The sequence below is a fragment of the Selenomonadales bacterium genome, from assembly GCA_017442105.1.
GTDB lineage: Bacteria > Bacillota > Negativicutes > RGIG982 > RGIG982 > RGIG982.
Map to the genome: position 1 here is coordinate 1 of JAFSAX010000202.1, position 15,875 is coordinate 15,875.

The 15,875-nt window shown below is 51.3% G+C and carries 17 protein-coding genes; 6 read left to right on the top strand and 11 right to left on the bottom strand.

The genetic code is table 11. The annotated features are described in order from the left end of the window. The 6 genes from IJN28_07865 to IJN28_07890 all read right to left on the bottom strand — a co-directional run. A partial coding sequence (locus IJN28_07865; protein ID MBQ6713682.1) for a MotA/TolQ/ExbB proton channel family protein occupies window positions 1-370 on the bottom strand: 370 nt, incomplete at its 3' end. 334 nt (window positions 371-704) lie between these two features. Further along, window positions 705-1,973 carry a CDP-glycerol glycerophosphotransferase family protein gene (locus tag IJN28_07870; GenBank protein MBQ6713683.1) on the bottom strand — a complete coding sequence of 423 codons (1,269 nt, stop codon included), beginning with the start codon at window positions 1,971-1,973 and terminating at the stop codon, window positions 705-707. A 76-nt stretch (window positions 1,974-2,049) separates the two neighbouring features. Continuing rightward, window positions 2,050-3,084: an SDR family NAD(P)-dependent oxidoreductase gene (locus IJN28_07875; GenBank protein ID MBQ6713684.1), complete on the bottom strand. Its 1,035-nt coding sequence runs from the start codon at window positions 3,082-3,084 to the stop codon at window positions 2,050-2,052. Between the two features lie 82 nt (window positions 3,085-3,166). Next, window positions 3,167-3,418: a 2-C-methyl-D-erythritol 4-phosphate cytidylyltransferase gene (locus IJN28_07880; protein MBQ6713685.1), complete on the bottom strand. Its 252-nt coding sequence runs from the start codon at window positions 3,416-3,418 to the stop codon at window positions 3,167-3,169. A 187-nt stretch (window positions 3,419-3,605) separates the two neighbouring features. Then, window positions 3,606-4,709: a redox-regulated ATPase YchF gene (ychF, locus tag IJN28_07885; GenBank protein ID MBQ6713686.1), complete on the bottom strand. Its 1,104-nt coding sequence runs from the start codon at window positions 4,707-4,709 to the stop codon at window positions 3,606-3,608. A 53-nt stretch (window positions 4,710-4,762) separates the two neighbouring features. Further along, complete coding sequence (locus IJN28_07890; GenBank protein MBQ6713687.1) at window positions 4,763-5,008, bottom strand: DUF951 domain-containing protein; 246 nt, start codon at window positions 5,006-5,008, stop codon at window positions 4,763-4,765. A gap of 142 nt (window positions 5,009-5,150) precedes the next feature. On the opposite strand from IJN28_07890, the gene IJN28_07895 reads away from it, so the two are divergent. Next, window positions 5,151-5,621, top strand: a complete 471-nt coding sequence (locus tag IJN28_07895) for a hypothetical protein (GenBank protein MBQ6713688.1) — start codon at window positions 5,151-5,153, stop codon at window positions 5,619-5,621. Here the strand turns inward: IJN28_07895 and IJN28_07900 are convergent, their stop codons facing one another. Then, window positions 5,622-6,473, bottom strand: coding sequence for a cation transporter (locus IJN28_07900; protein MBQ6713689.1), 852 nt, complete (start codon window positions 6,471-6,473; stop codon window positions 5,622-5,624). It lies immediately after the preceding gene. Window positions 6,474-6,690: 217 nt separating this feature from the next. On the opposite strand from IJN28_07900, the gene yyaC reads away from it, so the two are divergent. Beyond that, window positions 6,691-7,203, top strand: coding sequence for a spore protease YyaC (gene yyaC, locus IJN28_07905; protein MBQ6713690.1), 513 nt, complete (start codon window positions 6,691-6,693; stop codon window positions 7,201-7,203). A 31-nt stretch (window positions 7,204-7,234) separates the two neighbouring features. Here the strand turns inward: yyaC and IJN28_07910 are convergent, their stop codons facing one another. The 4 genes from IJN28_07910 to IJN28_07925 all read right to left on the bottom strand — a co-directional run bounded on the left by IJN28_07910 (window position 7,235) and on the right by IJN28_07925 (window position 10,681). Then, window positions 7,235-8,116 carry a peptidoglycan DD-metalloendopeptidase family protein gene (locus IJN28_07910; GenBank protein MBQ6713691.1) on the bottom strand — a complete coding sequence of 294 codons (882 nt, stop codon included), beginning with the start codon at window positions 8,114-8,116 and terminating at the stop codon, window positions 7,235-7,237. A 166-nt stretch (window positions 8,117-8,282) separates the two neighbouring features. Continuing rightward, window positions 8,283-8,963, bottom strand: coding sequence for a DUF554 domain-containing protein (locus tag IJN28_07915; protein ID MBQ6713692.1), 681 nt, complete (start codon window positions 8,961-8,963; stop codon window positions 8,283-8,285). 61 nt (window positions 8,964-9,024) lie between these two features. Continuing rightward, window positions 9,025-9,927: a ParB/RepB/Spo0J family partition protein gene (locus IJN28_07920; protein MBQ6713693.1), complete on the bottom strand. Its 903-nt coding sequence runs from the start codon at window positions 9,925-9,927 to the stop codon at window positions 9,025-9,027. Further along, window positions 9,920-10,681 (bottom strand): ParA family protein, encoded by a 762-nt coding sequence (locus IJN28_07925; protein ID MBQ6713694.1) that lies wholly within the window; start codon window positions 10,679-10,681, stop codon window positions 9,920-9,922. The genes IJN28_07920 and IJN28_07925 overlap by 8 nt, the downstream gene beginning before the upstream one ends. Before the next feature lie 172 nt (window positions 10,682-10,853). Between IJN28_07925 and IJN28_07930 the strand changes: the two genes are divergently transcribed. From IJN28_07930 to IJN28_07945, 4 genes are all read left to right on the top strand, one after another. After that, window positions 10,854-11,522: a methionine synthase gene (locus IJN28_07930; GenBank protein MBQ6713695.1), complete on the top strand. Its 669-nt coding sequence runs from the start codon at window positions 10,854-10,856 to the stop codon at window positions 11,520-11,522. Next, window positions 11,519-13,891 carry a homocysteine S-methyltransferase family protein gene (locus IJN28_07935; GenBank protein MBQ6713696.1) on the top strand — a complete coding sequence of 791 codons (2,373 nt, stop codon included), beginning with the start codon at window positions 11,519-11,521 and terminating at the stop codon, window positions 13,889-13,891. Before IJN28_07930 ends, IJN28_07935 begins: the two co-directional genes overlap by 4 nt. A gap of 256 nt (window positions 13,892-14,147) precedes the next feature. Further along, complete coding sequence (locus tag IJN28_07940; protein MBQ6713697.1) at window positions 14,148-14,834, top strand: hypothetical protein; 687 nt, start codon at window positions 14,148-14,150, stop codon at window positions 14,832-14,834. A gap of 1 nt (window position 14,835) precedes the next feature. Further along, a complete protein-coding gene (locus IJN28_07945) occupies window positions 14,836-15,843 on the top strand; it encodes an ATP-binding cassette domain-containing protein (protein MBQ6713698.1) in 1,008 nt (335 codons plus the stop codon). The last annotated feature ends 32 nt before the right edge of the window (window positions 15,844-15,875 follow it).

Genomic DNA, 15,875 nt, shown 5'->3' on the forward strand with positions numbered 1-15,875 from the left:
GAATAGGAGCCATCGTCACGACCGTATCGAGATAACCGAGATTCTTTTTCAATCTCGCCGCCTCAAGCGACGTCCTATCCTCGAACGAATCACGCATCACATGAACATCCGTATACGAACAGATGCCCGAAGCCAAGATCCTGCCTGCCGCACTCTGCGACTCGGCACACACCTCGCCTGCCTTCTCCCACTCGTTCGCATCGATATGCTTCATCATCTCATGGCACACCCTGCGGCCTTCCTTCGCATCCTTCTCATAATAGCGGAACCGCTCTACTGCGATCGCCACCACAAGCAACGAACAAAAGAGCAGCGGGTACATTACGATGCCACCCTTCACAAACCAATCAAGAATTCCATAGCCTTCCATCAATCAAACCGCCTTTACTTAATGATAATTATTCTCAATACAAGATTCAAAAAAAGCCCCGCGACAAGGCATATCTCGCCTATCACGGAGCTCATGGCCCTCTTTATCTCGTTACCAAGCCAATATCTTGCAACGAACCTAGTCTTAGTATAACGATTTTGATTCTCATTGTCAATAAGTTAAAAGCAAAAAAGCCCTACGCTTGGTAGGACTTATTAGGGGGGGAGGAAGTTGGACTCAACAGACACGGCTCTCTCTATACCGCATCTGTTTTGCATCGCATCTTTATTATATCTTCTATTAGTCAAAAAGTCAATATGTCAAATGGTCAATTTTATTTATTTCTTCCCGACATGACATCTTCTATCAGATCAACAACGCGCATCGTTGCATCTCCACGCTCGACACATCCTCTGTCAACGAGGAATCTGTCGATCTCTTTTTGATATCTCTCGTCATCGAACGACAAGATATTGTCTATCATTTGTTGATTGTTCTCGGCGATGGGGAACGGTGTTTCTTCGATGGGGTAATAAAAACCGCGTTCGGTGTTATATTTTTCGAGATCTGTCGCAAAGACAAAGCCCGGTCGTCTGCCCAGCATATAGTCGAAGATACAGCTGGAGTAGTCGGTGATGACGACATCGCTTGCGACGAGTAGTTCTTGGATATCGGGATATTCTGTCGTATTGATGACTTGCCCCGCAGATCGGAAGAGGTCTTTGTCCTTTCCTTTCAAATATGGATGCATTCTGGTCAGCAGGACAAATTCACCGCCGAATCGTTTGCCGAGTGCATCAAGGAGTCTGTCGACGTCTAAGGCATAGCAGTCTAAGCTGAAGTCATCGCGGAACGTTGGGACATACAGAACGAATTTTTTGCCCGTGACGCCATACGTTTCGCTTACTTTTTGTTTGATGCGTGCATACGTTTCTTCACCTTCGAAGAAGATGTCATTACGCGCGTGACCGACTTTCATGATGATGTCATCATCTCTGCGAAATACCGATCGAAACATATCGTCTTCGAACGTACTGTTCGATACCAATACATTGATGTATCGTGCGTCTACATCTTCCAGCGATTCTCCGACGTTCTTGTCGGCACCGCCTTTACCGTGTTCGTCGCGGCCTGTTCGTTTGATACCAAGCGAGCCGTGCCACGTCTGAATATAGAACTGGTCATCTTTTTTACGCCATCCGCGTTTGATAAAGTCGCTCGTTGCGGCATTGCTGATAAGCAGTCTGGCCTGTGCCAATTCTCTGATGGCATCTTCGCTCTGATAGTCGACCAGTCTGACCTGCGGCGGGAAACAAGAGGTGTCTGCTTTCTCGATATCTCTGAGGAGCCAAACGATCTCATACGGCAATTGCCGTTTGAATATCTCTTCGAGGATATACTTGGGATGGCAGCCGTACAGATTCAATCCTCTGTAATTGTTGACTACGATCTTATTGGGCTGTATCGGTGTACGAAGGCACATCTCGTTTACTTTTTTATATCGGTTGATCGTATAGATAGGTTTCCCGCATACGACAACGCATTTGCCGTCCGCCTTGTTGGCTATCGAAAAAAGCCACCTGCTAAACTTCTTGAAACTCATGGTTCACTCACCTTACTGCCATTATTTTGAGAAAGGGAAACCACCGACAGCAGTTTCCCCATACCCATTTTTCTTATCATTTGATCTTGATGTCAACAACTTCACCGCTGAAATCACTCAACAATGTTTTCAGCGATATCTCTGCTACATCTTCCGATCGCAGAAGCGTATCGTCCGGCTCGATGCCGAAGTTGGCCGTTCTCATCGGCGTTTTCGTTCTTTGCGGATTGATGCAGTTGATCCTGATATGCTCTTTCTGCCATTCTTCGGCAATGGCCTGTACGAAGTTTACGACTGCCGATTTGGTCGAAGAATACAGCGCATAGTTCGCTCTGCCCCTAGTATACGAGCTTGAGGTAAAATGCAATATCTGACCGTGACTTTCGCGGATATACTCATATGATGCTACCGTTACATTGACCATACCTTTATAGTTGATGTCGATAATTTGATCGATGGTATCGCCCGTCAGGTGCATGATCGGTTCTTTATTGAGGATGGCGGCAGAGTTGACGACATAGTCGATGCGGTGTTCTTTGTCATATACACAGCGCAGCGCCTCTTTGATATCGCCTGCCTTGGAGATATCGGTATTCGTTGCCGAGCGCGAAAAGGCATAGCATTTCGCACCGTGCGTTTCTGCAAGCTTCACCATATCGAGGCCGATACCGCTGTTTCCGCCGAATACGACCATGACTTTTCCGTTTAGTTCGGAGAAGTCTGCATCAATATCAGGCTCCGTACATTTTATCTGGAACAGTTTATCGAGCACATAGATATCTTCGGGATATGTCAGTTTGACGTTCTGTTCCTCGCCTTTTACGACATATACCTTTGTTTCCGGCAGATATTTCTTCACGATACCGCAGTCATCCGTCGTTTGCATATCGGGATCGCGCAAAGCAAGGTCATACGCATCGCGTATCGTCTTGTACTTGAAGGCTTGCGGCGTCTGTCCGCGATTTAAATACGCACGGTTTGGAATTTCTGCAATATACTGTTTCGTTTCATCGAGTTTGATGATGGTGTCGGCAGACGGTATCGCAACATCGACTGCTTCATAGCGATCGAGTGCGGCGATCGTTTCGTCAATGATCCGTTTGCTTACCATTGGTCTGACTGCATCATGGAAAATGAGGTTGACATCTTTCGTCGCTGTGTCTTGGTACGCTTTTATCGCAACAAGACTGCTCTCATATCGCTCGGAGCCGCCGTTTAAGATCTTCTACTTTCGTCCAATGATTGTGTAATACCATATCCTCGGCAACATGAAGATAGGCCGCATTCATAACGATCACGATCTCATCTATCTTGTCGTGTTTCTGAAACACTTCTACCGTATGCTCCAGTATCGTTTTGCCTGCCATTTTCATAAACTGCTTGGGCTTATCAAGACCCAATCTGCTTCCCACGCCACCGGCTAATATGACTGCTATATTCTTCATGAAGCATTCACTCTCTTTTCTCTGTTCGTTACTATGGATACCTCGGCATGCACGGTGTTCTGTCACCAAAAATTCATCTGATTTAATGTTTAATTATATCATACTTCTTCCTGTATTTACCACAATACTATCATAAACCAAAAAAAGACAGCCCTGCCGAGAGAGCTGCCCTATATTCACTATGGCATTATACGTTGAAGCGGAAATACGTGACGTCGCCGTCCTGCATGACGTATTCTTTGCCTTCGAGGCGAACCTGACCTTTTTCGCGAGCGGCCGCGTGGCTGCCTGCTTCCATGAGGGCATCGTACGATACGATCTCTGCACGGATGAAGCCGCGTTCGATATCACTGTGGATCTTACCGCCCGCCTGCGGTGCTTTCGTACCCTGACGGATCGTCCATGCGCGGACTTCCTGTACGCCTGCCGTAAGGAAAGTGATAAGGCCGAGGAGTTTGAACGATGCTTTGATAAGTTTATCAAGACCCGATTCGTCAAGACCGAGTTCCGCGAGGAATTCTTTGGCATCTTCGGCATCGAGTTCTGCAATTTCGGATTCTACTTTGGCAGAGATGACGATGACTTCTGCTTTTTCTTCTGCCGCATACTGCGCTACTTTCTGTACGTGCGGGTTGTTGTGACCATCAGCGACTTCGTCTTCACCTACGTTTGCGATGTAGAGGATCGGTTTGAGCGTAAGGAGGTTGAGGTCTTTGATAAGCTCTGCTTCGATTTCGTTCATCTCTACGCGGCGCGCAGGAAGTGCTTCACCGAGTACTTCGGCAAGTCTTGCAAGAAGTTCTTGCTCCATGCGAGCTGTTTTGTCGCCGCTTTTTGCAAGCTTCTGTACACGTTCTGCACGTCTTTCGACCGTTTCGAGGTCGGCAAGGCAAAGCTCTGTATTGATGATCTCGATATCGCGGAGCGGATCAAGACCGCCTTCTACGTGGGTGATGTTGCTGTCTTCGAAGCAGCGTACGACCTGTGCGACGGCGTCTACTTGACGGATGTGTGCAAGGAATTTGTTGCCGAGGCCTTCGCCCTGTGCAGCACCTTTTACAAGACCTGCGATATCAACAAAGCGTACCGATGCGGGAACGGTGCGTTTCGTTTTATACATTTCTTCAAGTTTCTGAAGACGATGGTCGGGAACGTCTACGACACCGACATTCGGCTCGATGGTGCAGAACGGATAGTTGGCCGCTTCTGCGCCTGCTTTGGTAATAGCGTTAAACAGTGTGCTTTTTCCTACGTTGGGAAGTCCTACGATACCGACTTCTAAGTTGCTCATATTGTGAAAACTCCTTATTTCATGGTTTTTGTATATACGTTAGTCTATCTTTTCTATTGTACCGAATCTTCTTCGTTTGTGCAAGGTTCGTTTTTATGCTGCTCTGCCGATTTTTGCTGAATGATCTCACGTACGGCCTTTTCGAATTTGACGCGTGGGATCATGACCCAGCGGCCACAACCGACGCATTTTAAACCGAAGTCCATACCGACGCGCGTGATCTCCCACGCATCCGAGCCGCACGGATGTTTTTTCTTCATGCGAACGATATCTCCGACTGCATATTGTACACTTTTCATCGAGCGTTTTCCTCCGTTCTTGTCAGTCTACATTTCATATATAATACTATCTTCTTTGAGAAAATCCTGTTTTTATCGGCGCGATACTGTCATTTTTCGCATAAAATGTGAAGGATATATCCGCAAAAAGGAGGGCGCATCTATGGCATCGCCTATTCTCGATACGATCATCGCCGATATCAACGGTATCGTACCGCAGTATTCTGCCATCGTCAGCTCGTATCGTCTTCTCGTCGGCAGCGCGGAAGAGATATCGCGCATGCACGGTGTTCCACGTGAAATATACGAGCGTGCTGTCTGCCGCTATGACCGTGCAGGAACGCTCATTGATATCCTGCACGAACTTCTGTGCTGTAAGGTACGGTTCCTTGCCGAATTTCTCAGCGTAACGTGTGCGCCCATCGATATGTTCAGCTTGGCGCAAGACCCACTCAACGAAAAGACCGTTGAGGAGATCATCGAGATAGAAGTGCTTCGCCGCCTGCTTGCACTTCTTTGCGAGCGTGAGCCTTGTTTTCCTCCCTCCCCTGCGCTCAAAGACGACTGCTCTTACCCCTGCCCTGCTCCGCCCGCACCACCCTCACCAAACGAAAAGACACCGCGAAACGTGTGATCAACGTTTCCGCGGTGTCTTTTCTTCGCCTGTCGGCTCCATATGGATGATAATATTACACGGAGAGAGCTTCTTCTTGACAAGGTCTTCTATCTGCTCGCTGACACGGTGTGCCTTTTCGAGCGTCATGTTTTTGTCCATGACGATGTGTACGTCGATAAAACGATAGTTGCCCGACTTGCGCGTACGCAGATAATGATATTCCTGTACAGCTTCGTGGCGGTCTAAGATACCGACGATGATACCTTCCTCTTCGGGAGGAAGCGCATGGTCGGTGAGGTCATTGGCACTTTTGACCGTCATCTTATATCCTGCGCGGAAGATGATACCCGCTACGATGATCGCCATAACAGGGTCTATCCATGCCATGCCCGTGATCTCCATGAGGACAAGTCCGACAAGGACACCGCCCGATGTCCAGACATCTGCGCGAAGATGGAGCGCATCGGCTTCGAGAGCCTGCGAGTCGGTCTTACGTGCGACACGCATCAGTCGCTCAGATACGAACAAGTTGACGATGATAGAAATACCCATGACCCAGATACCGTACGATAGGTAGGTCGGCATCTCGGCCGAGCCGAGCTTTTCGGCAGCTTCGATGATGATCCAGATGGCCGCACCGACAATGAGGAGTGCTTCTACGACACCCGACAGGTTCTCCAACTTACCATGACCGTATGTGTGATGGCCGTCAGGAGGCTTTGAGGACGTGCGCACGGCATAATAGGCGATAACGGCCGCGATGAGATCGACTGCCGAATGGATCGCCTCTGAGATGATACTGACGGCACCGACATAGAACCCAACGACGAGCTTAAACAGCATCAGCGTCGTATTCGACACGATAGACATCGTTGCCGCCGATCGTTTTAGTTTTTCTTCATGACTGAGCACCCTTCTCCTCCTTTCTGTATATCCTCTTTATTCATATCATATTCTTTCAGTAAGATTACTGTACGTGCTGATCGCTTCTTTGTCAAGTCTGTCCTTACATTTGTTATCTTATGTATGAGGAATAATTATGCCTTCCTCCCAATATACTAGACCAAAAACCGATAAGGAGACCGCCATGCTCGATACGACCCATACACTCACCGAATCGCTTCGCACATACTTGACCGTACCCATACAGGCAGGCAGAGATATTCTCGTCGTCTGTATCGGCACCGACCGCTCGACGGGCGATTCGTTCGGCCCGTTCACAGGCAGTCTGCTCGAAAGCAGTACGCGGTATCCCTACATCTACGGCACCCTGCTCCACCCGATCCATCGCCAAAACTTCGTCGCCAAGACATCTTTTCTCTGTGACCGATTCGTCGACCCGTATATCATCGCCATCGACGCAAGCCTCGGCAGCAGAGAGCATATCGGCAACATTCGTGTCCGTCGCGGCAGTATCCGCCCTGCCGCCGCATTTACGGAGGACCTTCCTTCTATCGGCGACCTCGCCGTAACAGGCATCGTCGGAGCAAGCGGAGCATACGATTATCACACGCTCCAATCGGCACGTCTTGGTCTTGTATCACATATGGCGTCACAGCTCGCGACTGCGCTGTCGGCAGTCCTTCCCGCATCAACATAAAAAGACACCGAATATCGGTGTCTTTTGGTACTTACAGATAGCTTGCCGGATTGACCGGTCTGCCGTTGACGATAACTTCATAATGAACATGCGGGCCTGTACTTCTGCCCGTATTGCCCATCGTCGCGATCTTCTGACCTTTTTTTACTTTTGCTCCCTTCGGAACAAGGAGCTTCTGACAATGTCCGTAGAGTGTTTTGATACCATTGCCGTGATCGACGGTGACGCAGTAGCCGTAAGCACCGTGCCACTCGCTCATCGTAACGACACCTGCTGCCGTGGCAACGATCGGTGTACCAACGCTGTTGGCAACGTCAAGACCTGCATGAAGTCTGCCCCAACGTGAGCCGTAATGCGACGATATCTGACCGCGTGCAGGCACCCCTTTCGGACGCTTGACCTGCATATTGTATCGCTCTTCCAAGACAGAATGCATCTCTTTGAGATTCGTTTCGCTCGACTTCAAGTCGTACTCGATGGCACTCATACTGTCACCGACACTATTTACATCGGCTCCCGTCAAAAACGATGGAAACGACACATTCGGACGACGAAGACCCGAACGCGATACAGCATCGCTCGTCGGTGTGTTCGTCAATTGGCGCATCTCTGCTTCGAGCGCATGTATTCTGTTGACATCAGCCTGCAGATCGTTCGCCTTTTGAGCCAACACATTGATCTGCTCTTGTTGTTCTATATTCTTTGCACGGAGCGCCTCGAGCTCGGCTTTGTCCGAACTGCTGAGCTGTCCGTTGATACCCACTTGCACAAGCATGGCCAGCATACCTACTATGATGAGTCCGACGATACCGACAAGACCTTGCATCATTCGTTTCGACAGACTGTACTCTTTCGTCTTGCCGTCCGAGATCATCATAAGTGTAACACGATTCTGCTCTTTTTCATTTACCATGCGGGTTCATCACCTCACTTGTTTTCAAGAGTTGCCATCTATTATATACGATTTTCCGAATTTGTCAAGCTTTTATCCTTTTATTTCCTTTTAACCCTTTTTTTGTTTATTTTTGTATATCTTAATACTTGTTTTTGTATACAAAAAAGACGACCCGAAGGCCGTCTTATAATATCCCCCATGAGCATAAGATACCTGCGACGAGTACGGCAGGCAGGAGATTGGCGATCTTTATTTTGCTGATATTAAGAAGCATCAGGCCGATACCAAGGATGAGAAGTCCACCGACAGCCGTCACTTCGCAGATGACAGCGTCTGTCAGATACGGTGCTACCCATGTGGCGAGAAGCGTGATACCGCCTTGATAAAGAAATACAGGAATGATAGACAAGATCACGCCGACGCCGAGCGTGGCGGTGAAGATGACAGCACCCGTTCCGTCGAGCATGGCTTTGGCATAGAGTGTCGAAGCATCACCTGTCAGACCGTCCTGCAGCGAGCCGATGATAGCCATCGCACCGATGCAGTAGACGAGCGATGTCGTGACGAACGCCTTGCCGATGGAACCGCCCGACGATTGGAACCGTGCACTGAGCCGCTCGCCCGCTCGATTGAGCCTGCCGTCGATATCAAGCATCTCGCCGATGACGGCACCGATGATCATGCTGATGGTGACGACGAGGACATTCTGCGTCTTGATGGCCATCGTCAGACCAATGAGGAGGACGCTGAGGCCGAGGCCTTGCATGACCGTATCTTGATATTTGGGCGACATTTTCGATTTTAAAAGCAGTCCAAGACCGCTTCCTGCGGCAATCGCCAGACAGTTGACGATCGTTCCTTTCATACTACCATTCCTCTCTGTGCTTACGAAAAAGCCGATAAGAACGCATCTTATCGGCTCTTATTTATACATGAAATTCTCTTTGTGTTCTCTTGGCTTTACGCTCTGCGGTAAGAAGCTCAAGCAGCCTTTGCAGTTCGTCTTCCGAGTAGAATTCGATCTCGATCTTGCTTTTTTTCTTGCCGGGTCTGATGTTGACCTGCGTACCGAGTGCCGATTTTAAACGGTCTTCCGCTTCTGTGAGGAAGATCTCTTTTTTCGGCTTTACCTTTTCAGGCTCATCTTTGCGCTCCAATACACGCTTGACGAGTTCTTCCGACGCACGTGCCGACAGACCGTTGTCTGCGATATGATATGCCAGTTTTATCTGTAGTTCCTCGTCTGTGATGATGACGAGAGGACGTACCTGTCCCATCGTGAGCGTTCCACGTGAAACAAGCTCCTGTACCGTAGGTTCAAGTGCCAAAAGGCGCATCACATTGGCGATATACGAACGAGAACGCCCCATACGCTGTGCGAGCTCCTCCTGCGTCAAACCGAATTCTGTTATCAGGTTCTTGTAGGCAGTCGCTTCTTCCATCACGTTGAGGTCTTCGCGCTGAAGGTTCTCGATGAGCGCGATCTCCGACATTTCTTTGTTGTCGTACGATTTCACGACAGCAGGGATCTCTTTGATGCCTGCCAGCTTCGCCGCGCGCAGACGACGTTCGCCCGCCGCAAGCTCATATCCGCCTGCGACTTTACGCACAACGATCGGCTGAAGCACACCGTACGCTTCAATGGACGCTTTGAGTTCGGCAAGCGCGCTGTCATCGAAGCTCTTACGCGGCTGAAACTCATTCGCACGGATCTCATCAAGCGGTATCATGACCAGACTGCCCGACGGTACTTCGTCCGAGATGATGGCGCCGATGCCTTTTCCTCCTGTGAGGATACCGCGGCCAAGACCGCCTTTTGTCTTACGCATCGCCTACCACCTCTTTTGCCAGCTCGTGATATACTTGTGCACCGCGCGATTTCGGATCGTACGTGATGATCGGCTCACCGTAGCTCGGAGCCTCACTCAAGCGCACATTACGCGGAATGATGGTCTGAAATACTTTTTGACGGAAATGCTTTTTCACTTCGTCTACGACCTGAATAGACAGGTTCGTACGAGCATCGAACATCGTCAATACGACACCGTCGAGCTTGAGCGTCGGATTGAGATTGTTTTTGACGAGCTCGACCGTATTCATCAGCTGGGACAAGCCTTCGAGCGCGTAGTATTCGCATTGTACGGGCACGATGATAGAATTCGCCGCGGTGAGCGAGTTGACCGTCAAGAGGCCGAGGGACGGCGGACAGTCGATGATGACGTAGTCGAACTGATGCTTGACCGTTTCGAGGGCGCGTTTGAGTTTCGTTTCGCGCGACATGAACGAAACGAGCTCTACTTCCGCACCTGCGAGCTGTATCGTCGCGGGGAGTATCTTCAGGTTGTCCATTTTTGTCGGAAGGATAGCATCTTCCATCGGGACGTTATTGACGAGCACATCGTAGACCGAGTGCTTGATCGCAGCTTTATCACAGCCGAATCCGCTTGTTGCGTTCCCTTGCGGATCGGTATCGATCAGTAAGACTTTTTTGCCGAGCTCTGCCAGACAAGCACTCAAGTTGACCGAAGTCGTCGTCTTGCCGACACCGCCTTTCTGATTCGTTATCGCGATGACCTTAACCAAGTTGTTCACCTCATTATTAAAAACTTGCTAACTTATCTAATTCCACAAGATATCGGCGATTCCTTCCCAAAAGGAAGATTTATCAATTCCTTTTGGCGAAACAAAGGTTTTTCGCCGCGCGAAAGAGAATTGTTTATAGATGATTACGTTCCGTAAGAAAAGGTGACACGCTATGAAATATCGTATTCCGATACCCACGCTCGATATGCATACGGTGCGCCGATACGCAGGGCTGAAGTCGTCCGACTTTCCGCCCGAGCGAGTGCGCGAAGCCATACAGACAGTGCGCCTGCTCGCAGAAGGAGAAGGCAGTGTGCACTACTATCCGTACAACAGCACAACGCATACCATCATTGCCGAATCGGGCAGTCTTACCCTCACGAGCGACGCAATCAGGCGACACCTCGCCGATGCGCAGGAAGTCGCCGTGATGGCAGTCACGATCGGCAGTGCCGTCGAAAAGGCTATCGACACCGCGTTCTCCGCAGGCGAATACAGCCACGCACTTCTTTTGGATGCGGCGGCAACGACAGCGACCGAAGCTTGCGCCGACTGGTTAAATCGCACGGTCACGGCAGAAGCTCGGCGGCGCGGTCTTTTCACAGCCTTCCGATTCAGCCCCGGCTACGGCGACTGGGATATCACCGTACAAAGCGATATCGTGCGCTTATCCGAAGGCGATAGCATTGGTATTGCCGTCACAGGATCGTCGATGCTCGTGCCGCGAAAATCGGTCACGGCAGTCATCCCGCTCCGCGCACAGAAGGCAGAAGCACTCGCACACGGATGCTCCGCTTGCACCTATCAAAAATGCCCATCTCGAAAGGAGATCACACCATGATACATATGTTTGACGGCGCAACGGGCACGATGCTCCAAGCCGCAGGTATGAAACCGGGTGAATGTCCCGAACTGTATAACATCACCCATCCCGATATCGTCCTCGATATCCATCGTCAATACGTAGAAGCAGGCACGACCTGGCTCCATACGAACACGTTCGGCGCGAACCGTCAGAAGCTGTCCGCCTACGGATTAGAAGATCGCGTAGCAGAGATCAACCGCGCCGCTGTCGCCATTGCACGCGAAGCGGCAAAAGCAGGCAACAATGTCAAAGTCGTCGGCGATCTCGGTCCGACAGGCAAGTTCCTCGCACCGCTCGGCGAGCTGTCGTTCGACGAAGCCTACGACATCTACCGCGAACAAGCGATGATCCTGGAAGAAGCAGGCGCAGACTGTATCCTCATCGAAACGATCATCGACATTCAGGAGATGCGCGCCGCTCTTCTCGCCGTCAAAGATAACACGAATATGTTCGTTATCTGCCAGATGTCGTACAGCGAGGACGGTCGTACCGTCACAGGCACCGATCCGACGACTGCCGCAACGATACTCGATGCAATGGGTGCAGACGTCATCGGCGCGAACTGCTCCTGTGGTCCTGCACAGCTCCTCCCCGTCGTTGAAAAACTCCACGCCGCAACGACGAAGCCCATCAGCATCCAGCCGAACGCAGGCCTTCCGCGCCTGGTGAACGGCAAGACCGTATTTCCGATGTCGCCCGAAGAAATGGGCGAATGGGCACCGCGCCTTATCAACGCAGGCGCAACGTACCTCGGCGGCTGCTGTGGTACGACGCCTGCGCACATCCGCGCGATGGCAGAAGCCGTACGCGATATGAAGCCCATCCCGCCCGCGACGATGCCACAGGCAGTCATGCTCACGAGCCGAACGAAGACAGTAGCCGTATCGGCGTTCGATGCTCCCGTACTCATCGGTGAGCGCATCAATCCGACAGGGCGCAAACAGATGGCGGCCGATATCCGCGCAGGCAGTCTGCTCTCCGTCAAAGAAGAAGCGATCGCACAGGCCGAAGCAGGCGCAACCATCCTCGACGTCAACATGGGCGTACCCGGCATCGACCAAGCCACGATGATGGCAAAAGCCATCAGCGAGCTGTCCATGCTGACCGACCTTCCGCTTGCCATCGACACAGGCGATGCGGCCGCACTCGAAGCAGGGCTCAAAGCCTATCCCGGCCGTGCACTCATCAACTCCGTCACCGCAGAAGAAGGCCGCATCCGCACATTCCTTCCACTGGCGAAACGATTCGGTGCGGCGATCCTCTGCCTCCCCATCAGCGAAGCAGGTATCCCCAAGACGGCAGAGGAGCGTATTTCCGTTATTGATACGATATTGACCGAAGCGAAAAAAGCAGGTCTGGGCAAGCACGATTACCTCCTCGACGCACTCGTCATGACCGTTGCCACCGACCGGAACGCGGCAAACGAAACGCTCCGTACGCTTCGTCTTTATCGCGAAAACTATCCGCACCCGACAACAATGGGGCTCAGCAACGTTTCTTTCGGCCTTCCGAACCGTCCGTCTGTCAACGCCAACTTCTTCACGATGTGCCTTGCCGCAGGCCTCAACGCACCGATCATGAATCCGCACGATGCGAAAATGAAAGAACACCTCGCCGCCTCGAACGCGCTCCTCGGCTACGACCCGTGCGGCAGAGAATACAGCTTATCGCACAGCGATATGACCGCACCTCAACAGGCAGAGACCGCAAGCACGCTCCCAACGCTCGACCGTCTGAAAGATGCCGTCGTCCGCGGTGAAAAAGAGCTCGCCGAAACGCTCGTCGTCAAAGCACTCGAAGAAGGCACCGAACCGAACGAAATAACAGAGCAGGGCCTTACCGAAGCAATGAACATCGTCGGCGAAAAATTCGGCTCAGGCAAATACTTCCTCCCGCAAGTCCTCCTCTCCGCCGAAACGATGAACGTCGCCTTCCGAACGATACGCCGTCAGCTTCCCGCCCTTACGATGGACAGCCTCGGCACCGTCGTACTCGCCACCGTCAAAGGCGACATCCACGACCTCGGCAAAAATATCGTTGCCGCACTTCTCGAAAACAGCGGCTTCACCGTCATCGACCTCGGCAAAGATGTCGATGCACAGACAGTCGTCACTGCCGCAAAAGAACATCAAGCAGACCTCGTCGGCCTCTGCGCACTGATGACGACGACCGTCACCGAGATCGACCGCACCATTGACGCGCTCAAAGAAGCAAACGTCACCGCACAGACCATCATCGGCGGTGCTGTCGTCACGGCAGACTACGCATGCGAAGCAGGCGCCGATGCGTATGCCGAAGACGGTGTCGATGCCGTCCGTATCGCCAAACAGCTCCTCGGCAAATAAACATGACAAAAGCTCGTCTTTTTCGAAAAGGCGGGCTTTTTTGTATGAAACAGGATTTTGGCACACAAAAAACGACCGCCGTATTTTCGATATAAGCCATCTTTTAGTACACCTTAGACCGATGTATCCTGTTTCTCCTTTTCTTCGCTTATATCGAGCGTCAGGAAGCATTGCGCGATTTTGCCCTTTTTACGCACTCTCTGCCTATCTATGCTATAATGATAGCAAGAAATATTTCACGAAATGAGGCATCCGTATGAAACTCGTTACCATCGCAGGACCGCCGTCGTCGGGCAAGACATCGGTCATCCTCGAATTGATAAAAAGTCTGCGCGAAGACGGACGGACGGCAGGCGCTGTCAAGTTCGATTGCTTGACAAGCTTCGACCAAGCACGCTACGAAGAAGCAGGCGTACCGATACAAGTCGGTCTGGCGGGCAAATTTTGTCCCGACCATTTTCTCGCGACAAACATCGAAAACTGCCTCGCATGGGGAAAAGAAATGAACTTCGACTATCTCATCACCGAGAGCGCAGGGCTCTGCAACCGATGCTCCCCTCATCTGAACGGCGTTCTCTCCGTCTGCGTCATCGACAACCTCGCAGGCGTTCACACTCCGCGCAAGATCGGCCCGATGCTCAAGCTCGCCGATATCATCGTCGTCACGAAAGGTGATATCGTATCGCAGGCCGAACGCGAGATCTTCCGCTACAACATCCTGCAGGCGAATGCGAAGGCGACTGTCATTTTCGTCAACGGCATCACAGGCCAAGGCGCATTCCTCCTCAAAAAATATATCGAAGAAGCACCCGATATCACCTCGCTCAAAGGTGTCCGCCTCCGCTTCACGACACCTGCCGCCGTCTGCTCGTACTGCACGGGCGAAACGCGCATCGGTACGATGTACCAGATGGGTATGCAAAAACGAATGGAGTTCCGATAAGATGAACGATATCAAAACGACACTCACCGAACAGACCATTTCTGCCATTACCGCCAAATATCCGCAGACGGCAGAATTTCTCGCAAACTATAACCTCTCCCACCTTGCGCAAGATGAAACGATAGCAGTTGCCATGAAAGCCATCCCGCAAGAAGAACTCGAAGAATTCGGCCTGACGGCAGACGAGCTCATCGAACGACTCGCCGACTTTCTCACCGCGCTCTACGCCAAACGAAAGACCGACGATATCCGTACCATCACCATTATCGGCGGTCAGAACAAAAGCGGTGATGCGGAAAACGTCACGCTGACCGTTTCCGCAGGCGAGATCATCTCCATTGTAGGGCCGACAGGCAGCGGTAAGAGCCGACTTCTCGCCGATATCGAGTGCCTTGCGCAAGGTGATACGCCAACGAAGCGCACCGTTCTCGTCAACGACAAACCGCTCACGCTCGCAGAACGCTTCCGCATGGGCACACATCTCGTCGCCCAGCTGTCGCAGAATATGAACTTTATCCTCGATATCAGCGTCGCCGAGTTTCTCGAGATGCACGCCAAAAGTCGCCTGATCGAAAACAGCGCACCCGTTATCGATGCGTGCTTTACCGCAGCAAACGATCTGGCAGGCGAACCGTTCACGCGCGAAACGAAGGTCACACAGCTCTCAGGCGGTCAGTCGCGTGCACTGATGATAGCCGACACTGCCTATATCAGCGAATCGCCCATCGTCCTCATTGACGAGATCGAAAACGCAGGCGTAGACCGCGAACGTGCACTCGCCGTCCTGACGAAAAACGATAAGATCGTCCTCATCTCCACGCATGATCCACTCCTCGCCCTTCGTGCCGACCGCCGTATCGTTATCAAAAACGGCGGCATCTCCGATATCATCGAAACGTCCGATGAAGAAAAAGCGTCCCTCGCCCATATCGAGAACCTTCAACGTACGCTCTCTGCCGTACAGCACGATCTGCGTACAGGCAACCGCATCAACAATATCGATAAATAACATAAATGTTTTTGTTTCACGTGAAACAAACC